At 60.2% G+C, this 22,831-nt stretch carries 23 protein-coding genes and 3 pseudogenes; 10 read left to right on the forward strand and 16 right to left on the reverse strand.

Annotation, left to right across the window (positions count from 1 at the left end; all coding sequences use genetic code 11):
- Positions 1-159 precede the first annotated feature (159 nt).
- The gene (locus ACOCG7_RS05325; RefSeq protein WP_143031999.1) at positions 160-1,149 is read left to right on the forward strand and encodes a tyrosine-type recombinase/integrase; all 990 of its coding nucleotides are present in this window, start codon (positions 160-162) and stop codon (positions 1,147-1,149) included.
- 10 nt (positions 1,150-1,159) lie between these two features.
- Here the strand turns inward: ACOCG7_RS05325 and ACOCG7_RS05330 are convergent, their stop codons facing one another.
- Positions 1,160-1,552: a hypothetical protein gene (locus tag ACOCG7_RS05330; RefSeq protein ID WP_421377082.1), complete on the reverse strand. Its 393-nt coding sequence runs from the start codon at positions 1,550-1,552 to the stop codon at positions 1,160-1,162.
- Between the two features lie 582 nt (positions 1,553-2,134).
- Here ACOCG7_RS05330 and ACOCG7_RS05335 point away from each other — a divergent pair.
- Together ACOCG7_RS05335 and ACOCG7_RS05340 are read left to right on the forward strand one after the other, a co-directional pair.
- Positions 2,135-3,232: an IS5 family transposase gene (locus ACOCG7_RS05335; RefSeq protein WP_073432981.1), complete on the forward strand. Its 1,098-nt coding sequence runs from the start codon at positions 2,135-2,137 to the stop codon at positions 3,230-3,232.
- 614 nt (positions 3,233-3,846) lie between these two features.
- Positions 3,847-4,131: a helix-turn-helix transcriptional regulator gene (locus tag ACOCG7_RS05340; RefSeq protein ID WP_073431653.1), complete on the forward strand. Its 285-nt coding sequence runs from the start codon at positions 3,847-3,849 to the stop codon at positions 4,129-4,131.
- On the opposite strand, the pseudogene ACOCG7_RS05345 reads toward ACOCG7_RS05340, so the two are convergent.
- The 4 genes and pseudogenes from ACOCG7_RS05345 to ACOCG7_RS05360 all read right to left on the reverse strand — a co-directional run.
- Positions 4,073-4,405, reverse strand: a pseudogene (locus tag ACOCG7_RS05345) (alpha/beta hydrolase); the annotation flags it as partial. The gene ACOCG7_RS05340 and the pseudogene ACOCG7_RS05345 overlap by 59 nt on opposite strands.
- Positions 4,406-4,779: 374 nt before the next feature.
- Positions 4,780-5,283: pseudogene (locus tag ACOCG7_RS05350) on the reverse strand (helicase); the annotation flags it as partial.
- A gap of 382 nt (positions 5,284-5,665) precedes the next feature.
- Positions 5,666-6,346 (reverse strand): DUF3577 domain-containing protein, encoded by a 681-nt coding sequence (locus ACOCG7_RS05355; RefSeq protein WP_073431613.1) that lies wholly within the window; start codon positions 6,344-6,346, stop codon positions 5,666-5,668.
- Between the two features lie 403 nt (positions 6,347-6,749).
- Complete coding sequence (locus tag ACOCG7_RS05360; RefSeq protein WP_073431612.1) at positions 6,750-6,974, reverse strand: helix-turn-helix domain-containing protein; 225 nt, start codon at positions 6,972-6,974, stop codon at positions 6,750-6,752.
- A gap of 191 nt (positions 6,975-7,165) precedes the next feature.
- Here ACOCG7_RS05360 and ACOCG7_RS05365 point away from each other — a divergent pair, with 191 nt between their 5' ends.
- A complete protein-coding gene (locus ACOCG7_RS05365; protein ID WP_073431611.1) occupies positions 7,166-7,585 on the forward strand; it encodes an ACT domain-containing protein in 420 nt (139 codons plus the stop codon).
- A 39-nt stretch (positions 7,586-7,624) separates the two neighbouring features.
- Here ACOCG7_RS05365 and ACOCG7_RS05370 read toward each other — a convergent pair whose 3' ends face one another.
- The 6 genes from ACOCG7_RS05370 to ACOCG7_RS05395 all read right to left on the reverse strand — a co-directional run bounded on the left by ACOCG7_RS05370 (position 7,625) and on the right by ACOCG7_RS05395 (position 13,318).
- Complete coding sequence (locus tag ACOCG7_RS05370) at positions 7,625-8,473, reverse strand: nucleotidyl transferase AbiEii/AbiGii toxin family protein (protein ID WP_073431610.1); 849 nt, start codon at positions 8,471-8,473, stop codon at positions 7,625-7,627.
- 31 nt (positions 8,474-8,504) lie between these two features.
- The gene (locus ACOCG7_RS05375) at positions 8,505-9,527 is read right to left on the reverse strand and encodes a type IV toxin-antitoxin system AbiEi family antitoxin (protein ID WP_073431609.1); all 1,023 of its coding nucleotides are present in this window, start codon (positions 9,525-9,527) and stop codon (positions 8,505-8,507) included.
- A 197-nt stretch (positions 9,528-9,724) separates the two neighbouring features.
- Positions 9,725-10,195: a TrbG/VirB9 family P-type conjugative transfer protein gene (locus ACOCG7_RS05380; RefSeq protein WP_073431608.1), complete on the reverse strand. Its 471-nt coding sequence runs from the start codon at positions 10,193-10,195 to the stop codon at positions 9,725-9,727.
- The gene (locus ACOCG7_RS05385; protein ID WP_073431607.1) at positions 10,192-11,532 is read right to left on the reverse strand and encodes a TrbI/VirB10 family protein; all 1,341 of its coding nucleotides are present in this window, start codon (positions 11,530-11,532) and stop codon (positions 10,192-10,194) included. Before ACOCG7_RS05385 ends, ACOCG7_RS05380 begins: the two co-directional genes overlap by 4 nt.
- Positions 11,533-11,534: 2 nt before the next feature.
- Positions 11,535-12,566 carry a TrbG/VirB9 family P-type conjugative transfer protein gene (locus ACOCG7_RS05390; protein ID WP_073431606.1) on the reverse strand — a complete coding sequence of 344 codons (1,032 nt, stop codon included), beginning with the start codon at positions 12,564-12,566 and terminating at the stop codon, positions 11,535-11,537.
- The gene (locus tag ACOCG7_RS05395; RefSeq protein WP_073431605.1) at positions 12,563-13,318 is read right to left on the reverse strand and encodes a VirB8/TrbF family protein; all 756 of its coding nucleotides are present in this window, start codon (positions 13,316-13,318) and stop codon (positions 12,563-12,565) included. Before ACOCG7_RS05395 ends, ACOCG7_RS05390 begins: the two co-directional genes overlap by 4 nt.
- Positions 13,319-13,393: 75 nt before the next feature.
- On the opposite strand from ACOCG7_RS05395, the gene ACOCG7_RS05400 reads away from it, so the two are divergent.
- Positions 13,394-13,660, forward strand: coding sequence for a hypothetical protein (locus tag ACOCG7_RS05400; RefSeq protein WP_073431604.1), 267 nt, complete (start codon positions 13,394-13,396; stop codon positions 13,658-13,660).
- A gap of 2 nt (positions 13,661-13,662) precedes the next feature.
- On the opposite strand, the gene ACOCG7_RS05405 is transcribed toward ACOCG7_RS05400, so the two are convergent.
- The 3 genes from ACOCG7_RS05405 to ACOCG7_RS05415 are packed head-to-tail and all read right to left on the reverse strand — an operon-like array spanning position 13,663 to position 15,811.
- On the reverse strand, positions 13,663-14,691 hold the full coding sequence (locus ACOCG7_RS05405) for a type IV secretion system protein (protein WP_073431603.1): 1,029 nt from the start codon (positions 14,689-14,691) through the stop codon (positions 13,663-13,665).
- Positions 14,692-14,709: 18 nt separating this feature from the next.
- A complete protein-coding gene (locus tag ACOCG7_RS05410; protein ID WP_421377087.1) occupies positions 14,710-14,994 on the reverse strand; it encodes a hypothetical protein in 285 nt (94 codons plus the stop codon).
- Positions 14,995-15,007: 13 nt separating this feature from the next.
- Positions 15,008-15,811 carry a conjugal transfer protein TrbJ gene (locus tag ACOCG7_RS05415; protein ID WP_227470926.1) on the reverse strand — a complete coding sequence of 268 codons (804 nt, stop codon included), beginning with the start codon at positions 15,809-15,811 and terminating at the stop codon, positions 15,008-15,010.
- A gap of 142 nt (positions 15,812-15,953) precedes the next feature.
- Here ACOCG7_RS05415 and ACOCG7_RS05420 point away from each other — a divergent pair.
- Positions 15,954-16,145: pseudogene (locus ACOCG7_RS05420) on the forward strand (SDR family oxidoreductase); the annotation flags it as partial.
- A 21-nt stretch (positions 16,146-16,166) separates the two neighbouring features.
- Complete coding sequence (locus ACOCG7_RS05425; RefSeq protein ID WP_073431599.1) at positions 16,167-16,451, forward strand: hypothetical protein; 285 nt, start codon at positions 16,167-16,169, stop codon at positions 16,449-16,451.
- Positions 16,452-17,291: 840 nt separating this feature from the next.
- Here the strand turns inward: ACOCG7_RS05425 and ACOCG7_RS05430 are convergent.
- Positions 17,292-17,930, reverse strand: a complete 639-nt coding sequence (locus tag ACOCG7_RS05430) for an HD domain-containing protein (protein ID WP_421377090.1) — start codon at positions 17,928-17,930, stop codon at positions 17,292-17,294.
- Between the two features lie 110 nt (positions 17,931-18,040).
- Between ACOCG7_RS05430 and ACOCG7_RS05435 the strand changes: the two genes are divergently transcribed.
- Entirely contained in the window at positions 18,041-19,024 is a 984-nt protein-coding gene (locus ACOCG7_RS05435; RefSeq protein ID WP_421377092.1) for a GlxA family transcriptional regulator, read from the forward strand.
- Between the two features lie 1,298 nt (positions 19,025-20,322).
- On the opposite strand, the gene ACOCG7_RS05440 is transcribed toward ACOCG7_RS05435, so the two are convergent.
- Positions 20,323-20,886, reverse strand: a complete 564-nt coding sequence (locus tag ACOCG7_RS05440) for a TetR/AcrR family transcriptional regulator (protein ID WP_073431596.1) — start codon at positions 20,884-20,886, stop codon at positions 20,323-20,325.
- A gap of 114 nt (positions 20,887-21,000) precedes the next feature.
- On the opposite strand from ACOCG7_RS05440, the gene ACOCG7_RS05445 reads away from it, so the two are divergent.
- Both ACOCG7_RS05445 and ACOCG7_RS05450 read left to right on the forward strand, forming a co-directional pair.
- Positions 21,001-21,645, forward strand: a complete 645-nt coding sequence (locus tag ACOCG7_RS05445; protein WP_083086175.1) for a glutathione S-transferase — start codon at positions 21,001-21,003, stop codon at positions 21,643-21,645.
- Between the two features lie 82 nt (positions 21,646-21,727).
- Complete coding sequence (locus ACOCG7_RS05450; protein WP_083086173.1) at positions 21,728-22,693, forward strand: alpha/beta fold hydrolase; 966 nt, start codon at positions 21,728-21,730, stop codon at positions 22,691-22,693.
- The last annotated feature ends 138 nt before the right edge of the window (positions 22,694-22,831 follow it).

A 22,831-nucleotide genomic window follows, 5' to 3' on the forward strand; every position in this document is an offset into this window, starting at 1 on the left:
ATTTTAATTGAAATTTAACGATCCCTGCCTCCTCGCCTTGCCGATCTCCGCTTGTCGTCACTTGCCTAAACTTAGTGAGTCGGCGTAGGTTTTCGTGGCGTTGTGCCGAAAACCTACGCCGTGTATTCTTCTTTCGGAAAAACCTACGCCGAGAGAAGAATGCGCTTTGATGCACGTGTCGCGGCCAAGCTGCCGAGCGGCGAGCACATGACCTTTGAGGGATTTCCGGGACTTCGCCTGCAGGCTTCGATGAGCCGCAAGTCTTGGACGTATCGCTACAAGTCGCCCGTCGACGGCCGTATGCGGCAGATCAAGCTCGGGGAGTGGCCGGCGATGGCGTTTGCGGCAGCGATCGCCGCATGGGAAAAGCATCGGGTCTCGCGGGATTCTGGCGCCGAACCCTCAGCGCTGCGCCGAAAAAGGGAAAAGCCAGATGCGCGCCCGTCGCCCGCCGATTACACCGTTAGGCAACTCTGCCGCGACTACCTCGAGGGTTACGTGGACGTTACCCGGAAGACGAAGGGCGCGGTGGAAGTCAGACGTATATTCAAGGCAATGCTGGAGCCAATTGCCGACGTGCCGGCGGCCACGATCACACGCGCCCAGGCGTTCGATTTCCTCGAATCATATCGGGCGACGCCTATGCTAGCGGCGCGGCTCCGCATGGAGCTTGGTAGTGCATGGCATTACGCGCTTGATGCTGGTCGCCTGCCGGAACAGACCGCAAACTGGTGGAGGGAGGTTCTCCGGGGGCGGCTGAAAAGTAAAGGGCGCAAGGTAGAGGGGAAATACACCGGGACTCAGAAGCGCGTCCTCTCGGTAGAGGAACTTGGCACATTGATCCGCTGGTCGCCAAACTTCAGTTTGACTGTTGCTGACGCGTTGACGCTCTACCTCTGGACCGGCACGAGGGGCGGCGAGATCGTCACTATGGAGAACACGGAGATTGCGGAGGAAGCCGATGGCCTCTGGTGGACGATCCCGAAGCAAAAGACCAAGGGGCTTCATAACGAGAGAGCGACGGATCTGCGTGTACCGCTCATAGGCCGAGCTGAGGTCGTTGTTCGACGACGCCTCGATCAGGCCAAGGGAACATTCCTGTTGCCTGCCTTGCGCATGATTTATCCGTGCCCAGCGAGGACGCAATGACCGCGCCGTTTCAGTGGTTTCTTCCGAAGCATGCCACTGCAGCTTCAGCCGGCGCCAGGCCGGCGTGGAAGTAGCCCTGGAGACGTTTTATGATCGTCGCGTCCGGGTGATACGGCGGGCGCACGAAATTCGCTGCCACGGCTTCGTCATACCAGGCGCACGTCCATACCTCCAGCTCGTCGCGCAGTCGGGTCTCGACTGCGGCCAGGTCCCCCGGCGCTGGTTGGTGTTGCACTTTGCTTGAGGCCACCATCCATGAGGCCTTGATTTCTTCGGTCCAGGCGAGAGGATTTGAGCCTCCAGCCACCTTCGCCCTATCCATATATTTTTGGAGAAAGCAGAAGTCGCGCAAGCAAACGTCGCGTTTTCGCGACGGCCAAACGAAAATTTTAAAACGCGCCACAGCTGAGTACGTTAATGAGTACACTCACCGGACAAAAACTTCATACTTGTTTTGTAGATCATACGGTTATGATTTCCATTCGAGTCCTCTCCTGGTCCTCGAAGTATTGACCACAGCGGTACAAAGGAATCAAATAGCCAAAATCGACGACCGAAACTTGCCGAGCTTTTTGTCCGTTGGCGTCTATCCCGGAATAAGGCGAGCCGTGTGCCGGTGAGCACCTTTGCGAGTACACCGAAAGTTCGAGGTCAAGAACGGTACTCGCCTAGCACTCGCAGACCGACAAACTATCGATGCCCTGCTCGAGGGGCTACGCCAATAACCCGACTGGCAATACAAAGCGTCCTATTTTAAATCGTGAGGTATCGTGAAATGCCGTGAACTTGGATCTTGCATTCAACCAGTTTGCTTCGGTCATCCGAAAAATCAGTGTGCGTATTGTTCCTTGTCTTTCCGAATCGAGCCGCTATCATAAGCGGTTGGAGCCGCATGCTTAACAGGCTGCTGAAGTATCGGCGGTAATGTCATCGCTGAAGGCCCCTGAAGCGTTGATGGAAGACCCCCACTTGCCCCTTGGAGATCATGCGCGGCGCCGACACATTCACCGAGAGTTTGTTTTCCATGCGCAAGCTGGACGACTTCGTTCCGAAGTCGCATCCGTTGCGTTCGATCCGGGTGATGGCGAACGAAGCACTGGTGAAGATGGATCGGTTGTTTGCCGGGATGTACGAGGCCGACCTCAAGGGTGGGCGGCCGAGCATCGCGCCGGAGAAGTTGCTGCGAGCCATGCTGATCCAGGTGCTCTACAGCATCCGCTCGGAGCGCCAATTGATGGATCAGGTGCAATACAACCTGCTGTTTCGCTGGTTCATCGGCCTGGCGATGGATGACGAGGTTTGGGTACCGACGGTCTTCACGAAGAACCGCGAACGCCTGATCAAGCATGATGCGGTGATCGAATTCTTCAACGAAGTGGTGGCGATCGCTGAGAAGAAGTGCCTGCTCTCGGGAGAGCACTTCAGCGTGGACGGCACGCTGATCCAGGCGTGGGCGGGGCACAAGAGCTTCGTGCCCAAGGACAGTGACGATCAGGACAGCGACGGCGGCAACGCAGGCGACTTTAAAGGCGAGAAGCGCAGCAACGAGACGCATGAGTCCCGGACCGATCCCGATGCACGGCTCTATCGCAAAGGCAATACGGCCAGCGAATTGCGTTACATGGGCCACACGCTGACCGACAATCGACATGGTCTGGTGGTCAACGCGTGCGTGACGCGCGCTGACGGGCACGCCGAGCGCGAAGCGGCCAAGGTCATGATCAACGACGCGCGGCAAGCGGCAGAAGATGCGAGCGCAGAAATCACGCTGGGCGCAGACAAGGGTTACGACGCACAGGAATTCATCGAGGCGTGCCAGCAGATGAAGGTCACACCGCACGTTGCGCAAAACACCTCGGGGCGGCGTTCATCCGTGCCCGATACCATTGCCTCGAGCGTGGGCTACGCCATTTCGCAGCAAAAGCGCAAGTTGATCGAACAAGGCTTCGGGTGGGCCAAGACCGTGGGGCGCATGCGCCAGGTGGTGGTGCGCGGGTTGAAGAAAGTGGACCAGATGTTCGTGTTGAACATGGCTGCCTACAACCTCGTGCGCATGCGCTCACTGACACAAGTCCGTCTGTAGCAGCGAAAAACGCGGCAATGAAGCCAGAAATTGGCCTCAAACTGCCGAACAAGCGTGGAATTCACGTTGAAATTGCACAATGCGATAAACCTTGTGGCGAGAGCCGCGTAAGTGCAGAAAGGCTGCTTCTGTCGGACTGTATTTCAGCAGCCTGTTAAGCGTGTCCATTCTCGTTTCAGTACCGGCGCTCATTCGGTAGCTTTCGCGGTCATGCTTCGTCTCTGTGTCTGGACCACCGCGGGTCTTTTTTGACCGGAAGCGTTCTTTCCTTCCCGCCCTGAGAAACCGGGGTTGCCCCGGGCGATTACTCTTGGCCTGACGACGCACCACAAGCTGTCGGCAACGTACCGCACATGGTAGCGGTCGTCTCGTACTGGCTACCGAGGACTAACTTCCGACAAGCCCACTGATACTGACGGTTTCGCCTGTCGAATCAGTGTCGTGTCGCACAGGGCGACGCCTCGAACAAGCAGAGAACTCTTCGACGGAGCATCATGATCCGGGGGGCGCAGCCGGCGCCAATGATGCGGTTCGCAGGAAACCCAACTAAAAGAGGTTCACTGGTCAGCGCCACCTTCAAACTAGAGGACCGCAGCATGCCCGCACCGACGAGTATGAAACCGCTCTACCTAGATCTTCCGACCGTGGCGGCAACTGTCTCCCTCTCCGAGGCGAGCGTCCAGAAGCTAGTTCGCGAGAACCAGTTCCCTAAGCCCCGGATGCTGTCCGGCCGACGCGTCGCATGGCTCACACGCGAGGTTGAGGACTGGGCTGAGAAGCGCCCCATATCGGATCTGCTCCCACCGCCGAACACTGGCCACAGCAATCGGCGTCGCCGGCCTACTTCTTCGCCGGATACGTCGCAGCGATCTCCTCAAGGCGATGCGACAGCTTCGTGAGCCACTCGCGCCGTTCCCTGTCGTACGTGTGACGGTTGTAGATGCCGACGATTCCAGGCTGTACATGGCCGAGGACTGCCTCGGCGATATCATTGGGACATCCCAGCGTTGCCAGCAGCGTCCGGGTCGTGCGTCTAAGATCGTGGGCTGACCAGTGCGTAACCGGCAATCGCGGCCGGTCATGCTTCGGAGCGATCTTGCAATACGGCTGATGATAGTAGACGCCGTGCTGTATCACGGTCTGATTCATCGACGTTCCGCGCGACGAAGGAAACGATCCCCGGAAGAGGCGATGAAAGTGACCGTTACACGTTTGTATCGGCTACCGGAATCGGGCAGCGACTTTCCGCAAAGTACGCGTCTGTTGGAGTACCCATGGCCGCGCTTCGGCACCTGAACGAAGGAAACCATCGAGGTCGAAGCCGCGAGCGGATGACCAGCAGGACGTGGCAGGCGTGCAGGCGGGCTTCAACGAGCACCGGGCGTAAGTCCGAAGCAAGAAACTGAATCATGGTATATACCTCCATAGGTTTCAGGAAAATGCGAAGTTGGGTTGCCGACCCAAAGAGCGGGCATTGGCAGCTCCGCCATCCGATGTGATGGACGCGGTCTGAACAAGCGATCAGGAGTCCAACTGATCATTCCGGGCTACTCCTGATTCACGAGTTGTCGCGCGAGCGCGACTTCGATGCTTTCTCCGCCCTGGTTCAGGATGTCGAGACCGGAGTCCGGCATATCGCCGGAAGTGGACTGCGAGACGGCGATCTTCTGTCCCATCAGCTTCAGACACCGCATCTGCGTGGTGGCCTCGTAAGCAAGAAATCGCACCGTGACGTCGTGCGTCTGACCAATACGCCAGCTACGGCGTGCAGCCTGTTGCAGCGTGTAGGTGTTAAAGCCCGACTGAAGAAACGCAATCGTCGGGAATTCGAGCAGATCGAGTCCGGTCTTGACGAGTTCCGGGTTCGTGATGATGACCTCGGCACCGCGTTCGAGTTGGTCGGCGACCCAGTCCTCGCGCTTTTCCGCAGGGACGCTCGCACGAAGAACCGATGCCTTGACGCCCATTGCATCGAGAAGATTCTTCATCCCCGCGAGGGTTGGACAAGGTGAGGTCCGAAGGCGTGACAGGAGGTGATTCCGGAGCCCGCGTCACGTGACGCGGGAACAGCCGTGCAGACAGTGACACCGGAAGGGGGCTGTAAAGGTGTCGCCTCGCGCGGCGACGGACGGGCCTGCAAACTGGCAGGCCAGCAGTGAAACCGTCATGCGTCATTGGCCTTCATTGGCCGTGGCTGCCCATGAGAAGCGAATGACGCATGACGCCTGGCAGTTGAATCTGCCAGGCGCGTGTCTGGGCCGGGGAAATCATTCCGGCACAAACGGCACGGCGTGGTCGGGCCACCGTGAACCCAGGGCGCAGTGTGGCCGGTGCCGGCTTTCCAGAGCGTTTCGTGTGCGTCGCTCGGGAAAACCGGTAAACCAGTCATGCGAGAAGACCCCCCGCGCGTGGCGGGGGACGAGAGATCGCCGTTCACTCGGCGCTGGTATCGGTTCGACGGGTATTCGCGTTGCCGTGACGGCGCAGTGGCGGATAGCGATTGGTACGCGGCCCAGTGCGCTCAGGCAAAGCTGAAACTTTGCGTGGTTCCGGTGTGTTGCGACCGCTGTCGGGCTCATCGACGCCGTTCGTGTCGTGCTGATCACGACCGTCTGTCGACGGCACCTGTCCGTTGACACGCTCCGGCGCCTGGTCGTTTCCGGCGTCGGCGTCGTCGCGTTCTTCGCTTTCGTCGCCTGCGTCACGGTAGACCTCCTGGCCGTCAACCTTGATCCAGAAGAGCTTCAGCAGGCGCCCCTTGAGCACTGCGCCGGTTTCGCCAGCGCGGTTGCCGGTGCGCTCGAACGTCCGGATGTAGTGATCACCCGCGCGGAATGAAACGAGGACTTTCACATCGGGATCGTTCGCGTCGTCCATCACGGAACGGACCGCTTCTCTGGCCTTTTCGCCAGCGACGATCAGATCGAGCGGGAGATAGACGATGCCGTTCTCGACATTCGGGTCGCCATGGAACGCGGAGATGGCGCATGCGAGGAAAGGCCTGGCTTTGCTGCGACCATTGCCTTTGGTGGTGACATCACGTACACGGGACAGATACCCGAGACCGCGCAGATGAAGATCGAAATACTTACGGGATTCGACAGCCTGATTCATGACGATTCTCCAGAACGAAAAAGGGGAATCGCCAGGGCCCGTGGCGGGGAATGGCAATTCCCCAGACGGGCACAAAGGAAGCTTCCGGTCAAACGACCTGCGGTGGTCCAGACAGTGGGACGAAGCACGACCGCGAAAGGTGTCGCAGGGCGACGTTGTTGCAAGGATGCTGGAAGGGCTCCAGCGGGCAACTTCAATCGCGAATCATAGTCGGCGAAATCCAAAAATCAAGTCGATAACCGTGCCATATTTTTTTCGTACGAGGCCGGTATAACGGGATTAATGTTGAGCTCACGACGCGTCACGATGTCTCACGATCTGCACATTGTCGCCGCGGTCGATACACGGTCACCAACGATCGGCCACGATGGCTTCGTGAACAGCCGCGAAGGAATTCGAGCCGTCACGCAAGCTCATCAAATTCGAGCATTGAAGCGGGTGAAACCCCGAGTGTGGAGGCCAGCACGCAGATGTTATAGAGGGCGATGTTGCGCTGGCCCCGCTCGATGCCGCCGATGTATGACCGGGCGAGGCCACTTTCGAGCGCCAGGCGCTCCTGCGACCAGCCGCGCGCCTTGCGAAGCGCAATCAGGCGTTTTCCAAACAGGGCAAGCGGGTCGTACTGCATCAATATCTCAAGCGGAAGGATATCGAAGCGTACGGATTTGACCTGTTTGAGACCACGCTCTATGATAGGACGCACTATGAGTGACAATTTTCGCGTCAGTCACAATGGCGCTGTGAAAGCGACGCGGGCGCCGCTCGCAATCGTAGTTGCCGGTGTCCTGCCCGATTGACTTCTCTCCGACAGGAAACCCAGTGAGCCAACCGGTTTCGGATCTCGCAGAGCTGCTTGCGTCCATGCAGCCAGAACTGAATGAAGGTGCCTATGTCTTCTCGTGCGTGCGGGCGGATAGAGATGTGTCGCAGCTCGCACCGCTGGCAACGTTTCGAGAGCGCGAAGGGCTGACCGTCATCATCGATGAGCCGACGGCCGTGCGTGAGGATCTGCCGGTGCTTTTCCGGGCGGCGTGGATCACGTTGAGCGTTCACTCGGACCTGCAGGCAGTGGGGCTCACTGCTGCGGTGGCTGAGGCGCTGACGAAGGCCAGTATCAGTTGCAACGTCGTTGCTGCGGCCTTCCACGATCACATTTTTGTGCCCGTCGAGCGCGCAACGGATGCGATTGCTCAATTAACGGACCTCCAGTCGAGGGCAGCACAGGGCGCGGCCGGTTAGCCGCGCACGGGCAGGGAGGTCTGCCGTGGTCTCCGGCGGTCATGCGCCGCTGCGGCGCTGAACCGCCGCGAGAAATTCCTGGCGGAACGCATCGAACAGCTGACCGGTCCGCTCAGCCGAATCGCCTCCGGGAATCCGCATGCGGCTTGCCATCATGTGCGTGAGTATCAGCGGTGACGGGTTGTCCGGCGCGAGAACGGCGAGGATCTGCGCGTTCACTTCCGGCGTAACGATATCTGCCATGTCCCGACCGAGGAGCGCTGCACCTGCGATGTCGGGGTCATGGTCATGCTGTTCGATCAGATCGAAGCCATCGTCGGCGTACAGCCTTTCGAGGTTTCCCGCTTCGCCGTACCACGCAAGCAGAAAAAGCAGATCGCTCGCGTCCTTGCGATCGACGCCGTGACGATCCTGCCAGGCGATGACCTTGAGCATCGCCTGGGCCGGGAGCGAAGCGACGGGCACGACGAGGTCGGCATCCATGCGCACCGGCACCGCCGCGCGTAGCGCTTCTTTAAAGCCAGCTACGTTCATGCGGATCGCCTGGTCCGGAGGCCAGGCTATCTCGCCGCTGCCGTCCGCGATGCCCCCGAATGGGACGACGTCGAGCCATGTCCTGACGCCTGTGGCCGGTACGCGGTAATGGAGCCGGTGCGTCGCGTTACCCCGCTGCTCGAAGTGACCTGACGCAAGCAGTTCCGCTCTGAGCGCCTCATGCCCGGCCCAGCTTTCGATGGAGATACCGATATCGACGTCCGCCGTGGCCCGCGTCGGTTCAATGTCGTGAACATGCGTGAACAGCATGTCACGCGCGCTTGCCCCGCCGACGAACCAGGGGATGCCCCTGGCAGTGGCCGCAACGGCCACCTCTCGCAGAAGCGCGATCATTTCCGGTGGAAAGGCGCGATGGGGACGCGGATCAAGCGGAGAGATATTGTTCACGCAGTAACCGGGCGGTTTCGAGGTTGCGGGAATCACCACTCGCGACGAGATCGGCGTAGACGAGCAGCGGAGGTACAACGTTCTGCGGGTACCCGGCCGCAGTCGTGAACCGGATCGGAGACTTCAGGAATTCGATGTTGCCATCCCGATCAGGGCGCAGGCGAGCCTTGGCGATCCACTCCCTCGGTACCTCGTTCGCGCAGTATAGGGTGAACGTGGCTGGTTTCAGGTAACCGGTGAGCATCGCTGCCGCCGGCTCTCCTCCAAACCAGCACCGGTCGCGCATGTCCGGAACGTCTTGCCACCAGTCGGCCATGTCGGTGCGGAATCGCCCCAGCTCAAGTGATCCGCGCAGGAGCGACGGGTACAGCGTGGTCCATTCGTCGATCATCCTGTCTTTGTCTGTGAACTGCAAGCCAGGCTCGCCGCGCCGTTCAATGAGATCGCGACGCTCCCGCATGCCGTGAATGGCATTCTGCACGGTTCCGTGACTGACGCCCGCGACCTGTGCAATGTCACGATAGGTCTTTACCAGCAACGAAGGATCCATGAGCAGCGCGAGGGCAACCCGCAGCGTCGACCGGGTCCAGGACGATCTCTGCATGGGCGCACTGTCGAGGCGCGGCCGGCCAGAGACGAGAATGACATTGTCGCCGAGAAGGAGGCTGGCATTGCCGGCCAGATCGAGCGCATCGACCTGCATGTCGCGGCACGCGTTGATCATGTTCGGCGACAGATACGACGTGACGAGCAACAGCCTCTCGTCATTGCCGGGCGCGGCGTGCGCGCGAAATGCGGCGACCGTGCCGTACCGGTCGATCGTCTGCTTGACGTGCGCCGGACGTTTGAAGCGGCGCGCGCCGACGTGAAATTCCAGTGCGGCATCGGCTCCTGACCCGGCTGGTGCCTTGCGCGCATGGGCAGGAATGCCGGTCGCCTCGCCAAATGCCGTCGCGGCAGCTTGCACCAGAGCAGACAAATCTTGAGCGGCGGTGGGCATGGCGTGTCCAAGTTTGTCCAGTTATTCTGATTGTACACGTTCCGTGGACACGAAGAGATTTTGGATATAGCCGGATACTTGTCCAGAAAAATTCTGTGTTCACGTAACGTGGACAACCTTATTATTTGGACATAGCTGTGTGCGAATGGATGATTCGCACGAGGAACCACGACTGCCGGTGTCCATCTTGTCCCTCCCTATTTATCCCCGGAACCTGGGTTGACGCCGGTGCGAACACCGCCGACGACTTGGGGCGGGCTGACCGCGCTTTCCTCGGATGGTCGGGCTGCCCCGAAGCGTGCCATCCGCGGCGGACCGCCGGGCTCGGCCCGAACAGCCCGGGCTTCCCCACCAGCGGCGCGAAACACCAGTGCGTTTTCCATCTGGTTGACAACGATGTACGGCGGATCGGGACGCCAGTGCAGGAGCACGAGCCCACCCGGGGTGTCGGCGAAAACGGCGGGGACGTGTTTTGGATCGGCGAATTGCAGATAGATCTTCTGTCCGTCGTCGAACACCTGGTATGGCTCGATTTCGGCGGCGCCGGTCAGACGCCAGTCGAAGTTGTAGACCGGTCCCGTCACGACGGGCGGTTCGGCGCAGGCCGACTGAAGCAGGCAACTGGCGAACAGGACGGGCACGGAAAGCAGGGTGGTCGCATGTTTCATCGATGGCAGATCCCGTCAGTGACGCCAGGTGGCAGCATCATGTCTCGTTGCGTGATGAACGTGATGCGTTGACCCGGCTCCAGCCTGAGCGTCGGCTGGATATTCATGTTGCGCTGGAGGATGGTTTGCGTTGTCTGCGACAGTGATTGAGCCGCAGCCGACGACAGGTCAGTGGCCACACCGCCGTTGACGTTGATCGTCGTACCGTTCGACTGACTCTGATTGTGGCCGATCCAGGCGGCGACGCCCGCGATAAGGAACGTCGAGCCGAAGATCCGGAAGAAGTGGTTGTCGACGTCCGCACTGACACCGGCCTCGCCGTCAGGGTCGTTGCCCGTCAGTCCGTCGAGTCGCATCGTCGCATGACGGAAGGTCATTCGGGTGGCGGCCATCAGCATCAGGTCCTGGCCGATCGCCACATCGTTGTTCGTCCGACCGAGAATGCGCGTGCCCTTCGGGATGAGCTTGCAGCGCCCATCGATGCTGTCATAGATGTCGCGGTCAACCATCGCGCGGAAGCTACCGGGCATATCGCTTTTCGCGCCCTGCAGGATGACGGTCGGAACTGGCGTGCCGCCCAGTACCATATACGGTGACTTGAGCGGGACTGGAACCAGTGGTTTTTCATCGTCGGCCTCATTGCCTTGCTGATTCAGCCAGTCGGCGTTGCGCCGGTCGATGGCGCTCGCGACACCCGCCTGCTGTAATGGAGGCGACGCTGTACCAGGCGCGCCGTTGGCCGTTGTGGCGGCCTCGGGGGCCGTCTCCGGGAGGTTCGGGAGACTCCCCGCAATTCGATTCGGATCCTGGACGTTGGATGTCTGTCCCGATGCGCCCCGGGTGTCGCGCGTTGTGTCTTCGTACGCGACGAGCGACTGGCTTTGCATCGCTTCGATTTGCCGTTGCAGGGCAAGGCGATCGGCATCGCGGTTCGCCGACGACTGACCGGAAGCGTGATCCCTGGGAGGAAGTGGAGCTGCGTCATCGCCGGGCACACCCTTGGGGATACCGTCAAGCGGCGTGCCCCCGAGCGGGGCGCTGGCCGTTTCGCGTCCCGCACGAGCCATCGCGAGATTGCGTTGGTCCTCCAGCCGTTTGCGGAGCGCATCCGGTGATGCCCTGGGCTGCCGGGCCTCAGCATCGAGTTGCTCCCTCGCGCGTCGTTCGGCGGCGGTCTCGTGCGGGTGAGACAGTGCGTGGACGAGCACAATCGCGACCAGTGCGGAGCCTAGCGCGACCAGCAGTATTTTCGCGAGATCGCGCCGCACACGGGTCAGGCGCTCGGGATTGGGCGTGAGCGGGGAACTGCTGTGACCGCTGTTTTCGGGGGCGGCCATGATCAGGGGTTCCCGTAGATGTTCTTCATGCGCGCCGAATCGCAGCCGAACAGCCCGCAGCCTTTGCCCTGGCCATTGAAGACCCGCACCTCCTGCTTCCCACGCTTGAGCAGGAGACCGTACGGAACGGTTTGCTGGACTTCGTAAAAGTCGTTGCCGAGCGGAATGAAGCTCGCAATCTCCGCTTCGCCCTTGTCGTCCATCAGCAGGATGGCAGGCAGTTCCGCCTGATGCGGAAGCTGAAGGTAAGTGAACCGCCCGTCATCGAACACGATTATGGGGGCGAACGGCGCATGCCCCTCGACGCGGTAGTCGAAGTTCGCATGATCGAGTGCGATGTGAGGGCCGACCGAGCTGGCTATGACCGTTACCGGTTGCCCGCCGCCCGCTGCACTGTCCGAACCTCCGGCAGTGTTGTTCGCAGGCACGTTTTTAGGGTATTCGATGCCGAATGGCGAGACTTCTCCTGCCGTTGTCTGCGCCCCGCCATCCAGGTAGTGCCACACGACGCGGTGGTACACCTTGCCGTCGTCCGACGAGCGCAGGTCGAGCTCGTATCGGCGGCGTGTCGTGATGATCGTGGTGGCATTCTCGAGGCCGGGCAGACGCGCTTCGATGAATACGTCCCGCTTCGTGAGGGCTGTGTGTTCGAGCCAGCGCTTGCCGGTATCGGACAGATAGACGCCGACGACTTCCTCATCCGGCGCGAACACGAGGTGTGTTTCCTGACTGGTTCGCACGAGCACCGGGTAGGAGTAGTCCGGATCGTAGTCGTACACGACGAGAGACGCGTCATCGGGTGCGGCGTAGGGACCATTGATCGCGGCGCGCTGTGCAGTGGGGCGCCGGTGGCGTGTTGACGAAAGAGCAGGATGTGGGGGTGCCACGTCCGGCTGCTTCTGCGCCATGGACGGTAGGCTGGGCGGCAGGGGCGACGAAGCAAGGGGGGCCGACGATGCGGATTGCCCGTGGGCGCTCACCATGCTGGCACCGAGCAGCATCGCGACGCATGTGGCGGATGCAATGACCTTCATTGCGTGGCTCCCGGATTGACGCCGAGATAGGGCGTGAGACTGAAATGAGTGATGCGCAGGCCGATCGGGTTGTCCTTCTCTTCGCCGGGTTTGAGGGTCTCGGGCGCGAGCAGGAAGCTGATCGTGAGCAGCATCTGTTTCGGTCGCGACGGCTTGCCGTTCACGCTCTCGACCAGCGTGAAGATCAGGTACGCGACCTGGCCGTCGGGTGAAAATGAGGTGGAGTTCTCGACGAACTCGCGGGTGAGTCCGGGCGTCTGCACAACACGTTGAGCGACGGGATCAGTCACCGTGATGTAGGTCTCGAGTTCCCGCGTCGCGGCACCCGACGTCCATCCGAACGCAGCCGGAATCTGCCGCGCGAGCGTGTCCTGGCTATCGGCCTCGATCGTGAAAACACGCGAGGCCCATTTCACCAGGAAATAGCGCTTGTTCGCCGCAGTCGCCGAATACGTTTCGGCGTAACGGTCCGAGACCCACACTGCGCCGCTCTTTTCGTCATGCTCGACAAAATAGGGGCGCGGACCGCTGTGCGTGCTCTGAACGATCAATGCCGCGCATTCGCCGGCGGCAATCAGCGCGAAGGCAGCGGCGATCTTGATCGCGAGACGCTTTTCCCACAACGGGCGCTGGAATGCGGCGAACCATGCGGCCACGGCTTCTCCGGTGTTGGGCGGCGCGCAGAGATGAGTGCCGGCAGCGGCGGCCGCAACGGCACGCGGTGGAAGCGAGGGTGGCGTTTCTTTATCCATCGCTCATGCCTCCGCGCAGGTGCACTCGTGCGGTGCTACACTGAAACGCAGTTCACCTGCTGCGAGGGTGCAGCCATGGCCAGACTCAAAATCATCCTGCTGTATTTCGTGCTGCCGATTTTCCTGTTTGCGGCGTTCGTGCTGTATCAGGTTGGCGCGCAGCATTTCGGCGTGGCAATGATGCTCGTGGGCGCAGTCGTGTTTCTCGCGTGTGCCGCGCTTAGCCGGACGCCTAAGGATCGGGGGCAATCGCGCGAAGCCGATGAACAGCACTATCGGGACGCCGATGCGTCGTGGAATGCGTACTTCGCGAGTCAGCACAACGAGCGTCAACATCACTGACCTCATTTCAGAATGTTGGGCGTCAATTTGTTCCCCATGACACCCTTTCCGAAGCCACGTAATCCGCCGCCGGCACCGCCAGACACAAGCGATTTCGCAATGTCGGGTACCTGCCACATCATGAAAGCCCCGACCCCGCAGACCAGCGCAAGCGCCAGCATCGCGAGGTAGTTCGTCGCGTAATAGGCGTCGCTGTTCGCGCCGCTTTGCGTCGCCGTCTGCTGGACGAGCCCCTGGATACCGGGCAGCACGCCGCTATAGACGATCGCCATCATCAGCCAGGCCACGACCTTGAAGAGGCCAGCCGAAATCGTGAAGCATAGCCATCCATCGAAGAGGAATTCGCCGGCAGGCAGCACGTACCAGGGAATCAGGACCGGTCCGAGGCAAAACGCAATGTCCAGCAGGAACGAGCCAAACTGCACAACCACGACGAAGATCAATGTCATCAGCGTGATTGCGATGATCGCGAGCGCCTTCGCAAGGAAGGCGAGCAGAATTAGCGGCAGGTTTCTGATGAGCGTCCAGACCGAGCTCAGGCCCGCCGAGTTTGCGCCCGCGTCACTGGCCGTGCCGCATTCCTGATGCTCGGCGTTCGGAATCACGACGCCTTCAGGCGTGACGTCGGGCACTTCCTCGCAGATCTGCGCCGCTTCGGTGCGCACGCCCTGCATGATGGTCGATGCTGCATTGACGAGCGCACGCAGCAGGTCGCCCGGATTGCCGTCGCCGCCGGACACCCGTGATGCCATCGTCTGCATGTTGTCGACGAAATAGCTGTGAACCGTGCTGCTCCACGCGGTGAGCAACACCAGAATGACTGCGCACCTGATCAGATGGCGGAACAGGTTCGAGAAGAAGCCGGGGAAGTCGCCCTCGAGCAGCCACAGGAACACGTGCCAGGTGGCCATGACGAGTCCCAATGCAGCAAGCAGGTCAAAGCCATCGGAGAGAAACAGCGTCTGCAGACTCATGCCCTTCGCCTGCATCATTGCGAACAGGGTGTTGAGGACAGAGATCACATCGTTCATGACGCTGCTTCCTGGCGTTCAGCGCAGGCCACCGGCAACCCGCGCCATTGCCAGCACCGTGGCCAGTGGCACGGCGAGCCAGCCGGCCGCGAAGACCTGTGGGCTGTCCGCCTGCACGATCAGCAGTCCGGTCAGCAGCGACAGCCGGATGCTCCGCGTGATCCGCCGGTCAAAGCGCCACATTTCGTTGCGCTCGTCGTCGATGCTCAGGCCGTGCTCGCGATACGCACGGATGCCCTTGAGCACGACGCGCAGTTCGGCCGGTGTCATGCAGAGGGAACGGATCATCCGGCGCAACAGCATCGTCGCCTCCGGGCTACTGGTCCTGCAGCAGGTCAAAGTCAGGCGCACCCTGCGTTGTCTGCTGCTCCTGCTGGTTGGTTTGCCCCATCGCCGCGGCGCGCGCGGCAGCGAGTTGCGCGGCATTACCTTGGGCCTGCGCCTGGGAGACGCGGTCCTGCATTTGCTGCGCGACCTGACGCTGCATCAAGGCATGCAGGTCGACCATTTCGCCAGCCAGGACGTTGGATTGCTGGTTCAGTATCTGCAGGCCCTGCACGGTGCCGGTGACATCCGGAATCTGCGACTGAATCTGTTGCAGGTTCTGCGCGCGCCCGGCGAGCGCGTCGAGGTTCTGCATGTCCTGCGTAAGCTGCTGCTGATAGATGCCTCTGCGCGTCGAGGCAAGCGACGTGTAGGCCGACAGCCACTGCGCGGGTGACATGCCGGTTGTGTTCATCTCCGACAGGCTGCGCCCGAAGAGGCCGCTCGTGGCGTTCGCCGCCTGCTGCAACTGCGTGATTGCCGTGAACAGCGACTGGAAGTTCGAAATCTGCGTGCGGTAGGGGGCGATCGTCTGGTCGATGAGGGAGGCCGGTACCTGTTTCAGGTTCTGGACCATTGTCACGTACTGCTGCAGGCGCGTGATCTGCGCCTGGACATTCTGCTCCACCATCTGTGCTTGCTGGGCCACCGACGAGACAAGCTCCGCATGGTTCAGGAGTTGCGTGATCTCCGTGGCGCCGCCGGTCATGCCGCCACCAGCCCGGGCGGTGCTGATGGACAAAAGCACGCCGACGGCGAGCAAAGCGCGAGCGCGCCAGAGCAGGGTGTCACGCATGATCGACTTCAGGATGGGCATCAGGAGCGACCGCAGGAACCGGATCGCCGCGCGCCTGCGCTGTCGCTTCCTCGATGTAACGCTCCTTCCAGTCCGGAAACGTGGCGAGTCCCATCAGTAACAGCGTCACGATCAGCGTGGCCTTGCGTCCGATGCGACCGATACGCCCTTGCTGCGCGATCCCGCGCGGGCGGGCACACCGCCGAGAATACCGCCGCTCGGCCGCTTCGTTCAGCCGTCTGAAGTGGCCGGCTTGACCGCGTTCCTGCTCGGACCGGATGGCGGATCGATCACCGGTCAACAGATCGTGGTTTGCGGCGGAGCGTCGCTGTAACGTGCTAGATCGCCCCGTAGGATGGTCAACACCGCGGCGATCAAAAAATACGACGAGCTCAAGCACAGTGGTGACGAGACCGACGCGCGCTACCTAGCCCGTCTGCTACGCCTGGGCATCCTTCCTACCGGCGCCAACCTGCCGGCGAAGCACCGTGAGGTGCGCGGCCTGGCCCGCAAACGCATGTCACTGGCGCGCAGCGGTACCAGCCATATCCTCGCCGTCGAGAACACAACGGCGCGTCGGTCCGGCTTGCGAATCACGAGCAATCAGGTCAAGCATCCGGACCGGGCCCTTATCGACTAGCTGCATCTCCCCGACGACATAGCGCTCGCGGCCCGCGCGAACGTTGCGGTCATCACGATGCTCTCCGCACAGATCGCCATCATGGAAAAGCGTCTTCAGGAAAAGTTTGCGCTACGCGCGGACTACGCGCTCCTGACCGCGGTTCGCGGCATTGGGCAGACGCTTGTCACCATGATGGGTTGTTCGCGTGTTGCACAGTGCCTCAACCACCCAAACATTGATCGGTGGCTGCCAGCGATGGTCTCGGTATCAGAGGCCCCAGGGCCTTCAGATTCGGTAGTGACTCATCCTTGACATGAATCAATGGCGGTGAGACAGGAAGCCACAGATTTGCCCCAGGTAGCGATGTAGCATTAATTCATCGCTACCCGGCACCCAAAGTTCGGTTAGATCGTCATTCCGGGCGAAGCGGACGCGTGTTCGAAATCGTTAATCGTTGGCTTTAGGAATCCAGATGCTATCCGTCACCGCTGTCCTGATCAGTTTGGCTCCCATGTGGGCAATTTTGCTCGCCGTATCCTGCGCATCCGCATACTTGCTCTTTTGGCGTAAGGCGATCAAATAATCCCGGCCTTCGGGCGTATCGAAAGCCGAAGAGCATGATCGAGGTTGCCGGGCAAGCTCGCCTTGTGATGTGCAGCCTCAAACGTCTGCCATAACTGGTGGGTGTCGCTCGCCATGCCATAGCCGGCGTCAAACGCCTCGGGCACGTAAAAGCGTGTGAAGCTCCAGGCAGTGCCTTCCGGGTAGATGTGTCAGTTTGTCGGTCATCGTCGAGATTCCTGTCGAGGGCGCTACCTTGACGAAGTGGTGGTAGCGCGGGGGGCGATGGCGAGCAGCTCAGCCCTGCCAGTGCGAGCAACGGATGACGCTGCAGAAGTTGCCGCGGTGGAAGTGCGGCTCCTTGTCGGCGATCACGTCGGCCTTAACGTTGCCGAAGGTAGTGTCCGGCTTGTGCTTGATGCCGTCATAGAACGCCTGGATGATGTCTTCCTTGAACTGAGTCGTGCGTGGGAAAGCACGAACGACGGCCTCGCGTTCTGCGTCCGGGTATTGGTTGTAGGTGAGGCCAAGCACGTCCATCTCGACGCCAGCGGTCACGAGGGCGACGACGGGGTGCATGTGCTGCGGCACGCCGGGCGTGGTGTGGAGCGCGATCGCGGTCCACACCGTGTAAGCGTCCTCTTCCGAGATTCCGTGGCTCCTGAGGAAGGCGCGGGCGGCGTACGCGCCGTCGACCTCAAAGCGCTCGTCCTTGCTGCTATGGCTCGGCATAAGCCCGATGTCGTGGAACATTGCGCCGGCATAGAGAAGCTCGCGGTCGAACTTCAGGCCGCGCTTCACGCCGGCCAAAGCGCCGAAATGATAGACGCGGCTCGAATGGTTGAAGAGCAGTTGCGTCTCGGTGTCGCGAATGTACTCAGTGATGGCACGCGCCAGCTTCGAATCGGGAATGGCGGCCTCGCGGATGACGGACATAGGGTTCTTCCTTCGGTGGGTTAGATTTATCAAGGATAGGACCGTGATAGCATGTCTTCAATAGGCGTAACACGTCGATTCAGGACATTTAAAGATTAAGGCGGCCATCGATGCGCAGTAAGGTCAAAACGATCGTGGTTATGGCGCTGCCAGGTGTGCAGCTACTCGATGTATCCGGTCCGCTGGACGTCTTCGCCGAAGCGAACGTGCAGGCCGGGCGTGAGGTGTATCGACTGCTCGTCGCAGCGGGCGGGCCCGGTCCGATTCGCAGCTCATCCGGAGTCCGGTTGATGGCCGACCGAATCATCGACCGTGACATGGACGAAACTATCGACACACTTCTCGTCGCCGGCTGCCCGAACGCGGCTGAGGTACCGGCTCGCAGCGTGGTGGTCGACTGGCTTAGGCAACGCGCTCCAAAGGCGAGGCGCTTCGGGTCCGTGTGCAGCGGGGCGTTCTTTCTTGCAGCAGCAGGGTTGCTGAGTGGCAAACGGGTCACGACTCACTGGGCGGTTGCCGAGCGGCTCGCCCAACAGTTCCCAGACGTGACGGTCGACGAGGACGCGATTCAGGTCAGGGACGGGCCGCTGCGTACCGCTGCGGGCGTGACAGCCGGCCTCGACCTGGCACTTTCTTTGGTGGAGGAAGATCTCGGGCGTGAGATCGCCCTCAAAGTCGCAGGCCAACTCGTCATGTTCTTCAAGCGGCCCGGCGGCCAACTGCAGTTCAGCCGCAAGAGCGAAGCCGCACCTGCAGGCCGAGCGGCGTTGCAGGAGCTTCAGCGCTGGGTCGCTGCCAATCCCGAGCTTGACCACAGCGTCGCAAGCCTCGCCGAGCGCATGAACCTCAGTCGGCGGCACTTTTCGCGGCTCTTTCGCAGCGAGATAGGCATCACGCCCGCAAACTGGGTTGAGGAGGCACGGGTGAACGCGGCGCGTCGCTTGCTGGAGCAAGGGCAAGCAGCACCGAAGCAGGTCGCTGCGTGTTGCGGGTTCGCCGATGCAGATGTGTTTCGGCGGGCATTTTCGCGACGCGTAGGCGTGACGCCAGCGGAATACCGCAAACGGTTCGCGACGTTCGTGCCTCAGCAATAACCGGGCGCAGGATCTGCAGCGGATGCCTTCTTTGCTCCATTCAACCGACAGGCAACGAACCAGATTGGCAACGCCGGCGTTTGCCGAACAAACGATTGTTCAATCTGTTTGAGCGATTCTCCGATTCTCCGCGAGGGTAGCGTACCAGCGCTTGCGTCCGCGCTTCAAAAGCGCGCCGCGCCTGATGATCGATCCGGTGTAGGCAACCGTCGGCCATGCAGCGAGATCAATAGCCTGAAACTCCGGCCTGCGGTGGTTCATGGGTTCGTCTCCGCAGTGGTAAACGAAGTGAGCAGTGATAGCGCCTGCGTATGCAGATCCGGCGCATTGAGCCGGCCGGCATACAACATGCGGAATACGGCTGTGCGGACGAGAACCGGGTCCCCATGGAGACATTCCGCTCGATCTCAACAAGCAACGTCCGGGGACGAACCAGAAAGCGCTCGATCGCACGCTGCAAGGACGGCGAAACAAGGTTCTTGTTCGCCACGATGCACGCCAGCATGCGCTGCCAGTTGTCGATCCACACCCGCGCAGCTGCGAGGGCAGCCGGCGACACTTTCCGGATGGGCAGTGCTGCTCCATCGAGATGACGATGGGATGTGCTTGCTTGTCCGCCATCAATCGTATCACCAGGGATAGTTAACGTTTGGCGGTCAACGTAACGCACCCAAAAGTCGGCAAGACGCTCCTTCCCGCTAACATTCACACAACCGGGCCGCTCGAAGACGATCACCGCAGGAGATCCGCCTCGAACAGAATCCACTGCTCAAGCAGGTCGCGTCTGTAGGACGTCAGCCGTCGCGGCAGCTTCGGACTGAAGCTGGCGCGACGGTGTGCGCCGCGCGGGCGAGCAAGCGCGACCGGCTCTGCGATGCGCAGAGAATTTTCCATAAGTTCAAGGGTCTTACGGACGGGCTTCGAAGTATATGACGCGAAGTGACAAATTTAACGCGGATTTTGCGAATTGCCGGTTTTATTTCGTTCGGACTGCAAGCAAAGCAGTCACTACTGCGGTTCCTCCGCCCGAATTATCAACGTACGGACGGTGGCACATTTAATGCGGTCTACGGTCCGAGAGGAGGCGAGATTAGGCGGGATGTGTGAGAGTGCGGGAAACGGCTGACCGCCGCTTTTGGGGCGACGCGTGGAAGGAATCGCCATCGACTTCGCTGATTCCTTCGAATAGTTTCCGAACGGTGTCCGAGTCGCTACTCGGGGCTTTTTAACGCCCACCGATCCGGCAATATCACCATGAACCCAGATACGGCCTCATGTAGTCGGACTGCCTGGAGTGTTCACGCAAAAAGGCCGGCACTTCGATATGCCTGGACCGTATCGTCGAACACCGACACGTCGCCGCGTCCACGAGCGACCAGTTGAGCGCCTTCAATAGCCGCGAAAATTGCAAGTGCCTGGCGCTTGATAGACTCGGCATCCCTTCCGTCTTCCCTGAAAGACAGAACCTTACAAAGCCAGTCAACGTTCACCTCTGTGAAGCGATCGACTTCTACCCGGACGTCGGCGGGAAGGTCATGATGCTCTGCCGCCATGATGCCGCAAAGACACATTCGATTGTCTTGCACGAGTGCTGAACGAAAGATGCTCGCATAGCGCTCCAGCGTCAGCTGCTCGTTATCGAACCTTTCGAGCAGGTCATGCAGTAAAGTGACCGCTTCCTCCGTGTACTGGCGCGCTAAAGCCGCGCCTAGATCACCCTTTGTAGGAAAGTGGTGATGCACGCCTGCGCTCTTGATGCCGACCTCTTTGGCGATATCCCTGAAACTCAGTGCGTTGTATCCACGCGCCTGCACCATACGTCGAGCGGCGGCAAGGATGCGCTGTTTGGTGTCCGTTGTCATTTGAAGACTATAACACGCTACCTATCGATAAGTAAGTGTTGACAAGGACAGGGCGCCTCGATAAAGTCGTGTCACCTACCTATCGATAGGTAATGACCCTTTTTGAGGCCGACCATGAAAATTTTCGACATTCCAGGTTTTCCCAACCCGCTTCGCATTCGGATCGTGCTGGCGGAGAAAAATCTCGCTTCCCAGGTTGAGTTCATCAAAGTTGATCTCCCCGCTGCGGAACACAGGCAAGCCGCTTTCCTCGCCATCAACCCCACCGGGACTGTGCCTGTTTTGCAGTTGGATGACGGAACGTACATCTCGGAGTGCACGGCCATCACTGAGTATCTTGACACTCTTGACGGCAATCCGGTGCTGACGGGCAAGTCGCCCAAAGAGAAGGCGTTGGTTCATATGATGCAGAAGCGGGCTGAGTCAGAACTGATCGATGCGGTAGGGATCTACTTTCACCATGCGACACCCGGTCTTGGACCGGCGCTTCAGGCGTTCAAGAGCCCTGATTGGGAGGGCCGCCGAGAATGGGGTGAACGCTCACGCGACAAGGCTATTGCCGGGATGCGCTACTTTGACAAGGTGGTCGCGGCCCAACCGTACGTTGCAGGCGAATTCTTCTCAATGGCGGATATCACAGTTTGGGCGGGACTTGTCTTCGCTGGTTTTGCAAACATTCCGGTCCCCGAGGATTGCACCGCGCTGCTCAATTGGCGGCAGACGGTTGACGAGCGCTCTTCCGTCAAGAATCCGGCGTAAGCAGCGTTCCTCCGCAAAACCACGCCGGTTCTCGGAACGCAGTACGAACATTTTTTAATGTGTTGAATTCAGGAGTGCTGAAGTGCGAAAAACGATGAAAATCGCGACGGTCAAAGCGGGGGTGCTAGTACTTGCTACAGCTGCCGCTTTCGCAACTACGCCATCTAATGCAGCAGGGGAAGGGCAGAACCTGCGCGCCGTCTACACGCATCAGACAGCGCCGACGAGGTTTATCGATGCAAACGGTACGAAGCTCGCCTATCGGCGTTTCGGAAAACCCGGCAATGTGCCGCTGGTCTTTTTCCAGCATTTTGTTGGCAACATGGACAACTGGGATCCTGCGGTCATCGACGGTTTTGCTAAAAATCGAGAGGTAATTCTGTTCGACAACGCAGGCGTCGCCAGTTCAGAGGGAGAAGTTCCCAGCACTGTCGAGGGGATGGCACGACATGCCATCGACTTGCTTCACGCACTCAACATCAAAAGGGCTGATCTTCTCGGATTCTCTCTGGGAAGTCTCGTCGTACAGGAAGTTGCCGTTGAGCGCCCTGAAGTTGTTCGACATCTGGTGTTGGTGGGGAGTGGACCTCGCGGCGGGGCTGGAATGGCCACGCTTACGCCAGAGTTCCAGGAAATGATCAAGAAGGACAGCGGAAACAACGATCAACTGCTGCTCGATGTGTTCTTCACGCAATCAGACGCGAGTCGCGCTGCGGGGCGTGAATTCCTCAATCGCCTTCATGCTCGTTCGAGAGATCGTGACCCGGACGTGAATGATAAGGTCGCACCGGCGCAGGTAGCGGCGTTCGCGGCATGGGGCGCGCCTCACGCTGATGCGGATACATACCTGAAAAACATCAAGCAGCCTGTGCTCATCGTTGGCGGCAATCACGACATCGTTCACTATCCGGTGAATTCGTTTGCCTTGGAGGAGCAGCTGCCGAACGCTCAGCTGATTCTGTACCCTGACTCGAGTCATGGGGCGCAGTATCAGTATCCCAAGCGCTTCGTGGCCGATGTCACGGCCTTTCTCGATCGCGAAGACTAAAACCTTCATGCAGCAGCCGATGCGCGCTTCTGTTCGTCGTCTCATAGCTGGTAGCCACGGAGAAACCTCGCAGCGATAAGAGACGAGTTTGTCATCTCTCATGCGCGGGGATCCGTGGTCGTAGGCGGTAAATGAATG

Source organism: Paraburkholderia sp. DD10 (assembly GCF_049177125.1).
Taxonomy (GTDB): Bacteria; Pseudomonadota; Gammaproteobacteria; order Burkholderiales; family Burkholderiaceae; genus Paraburkholderia; species Paraburkholderia terricola.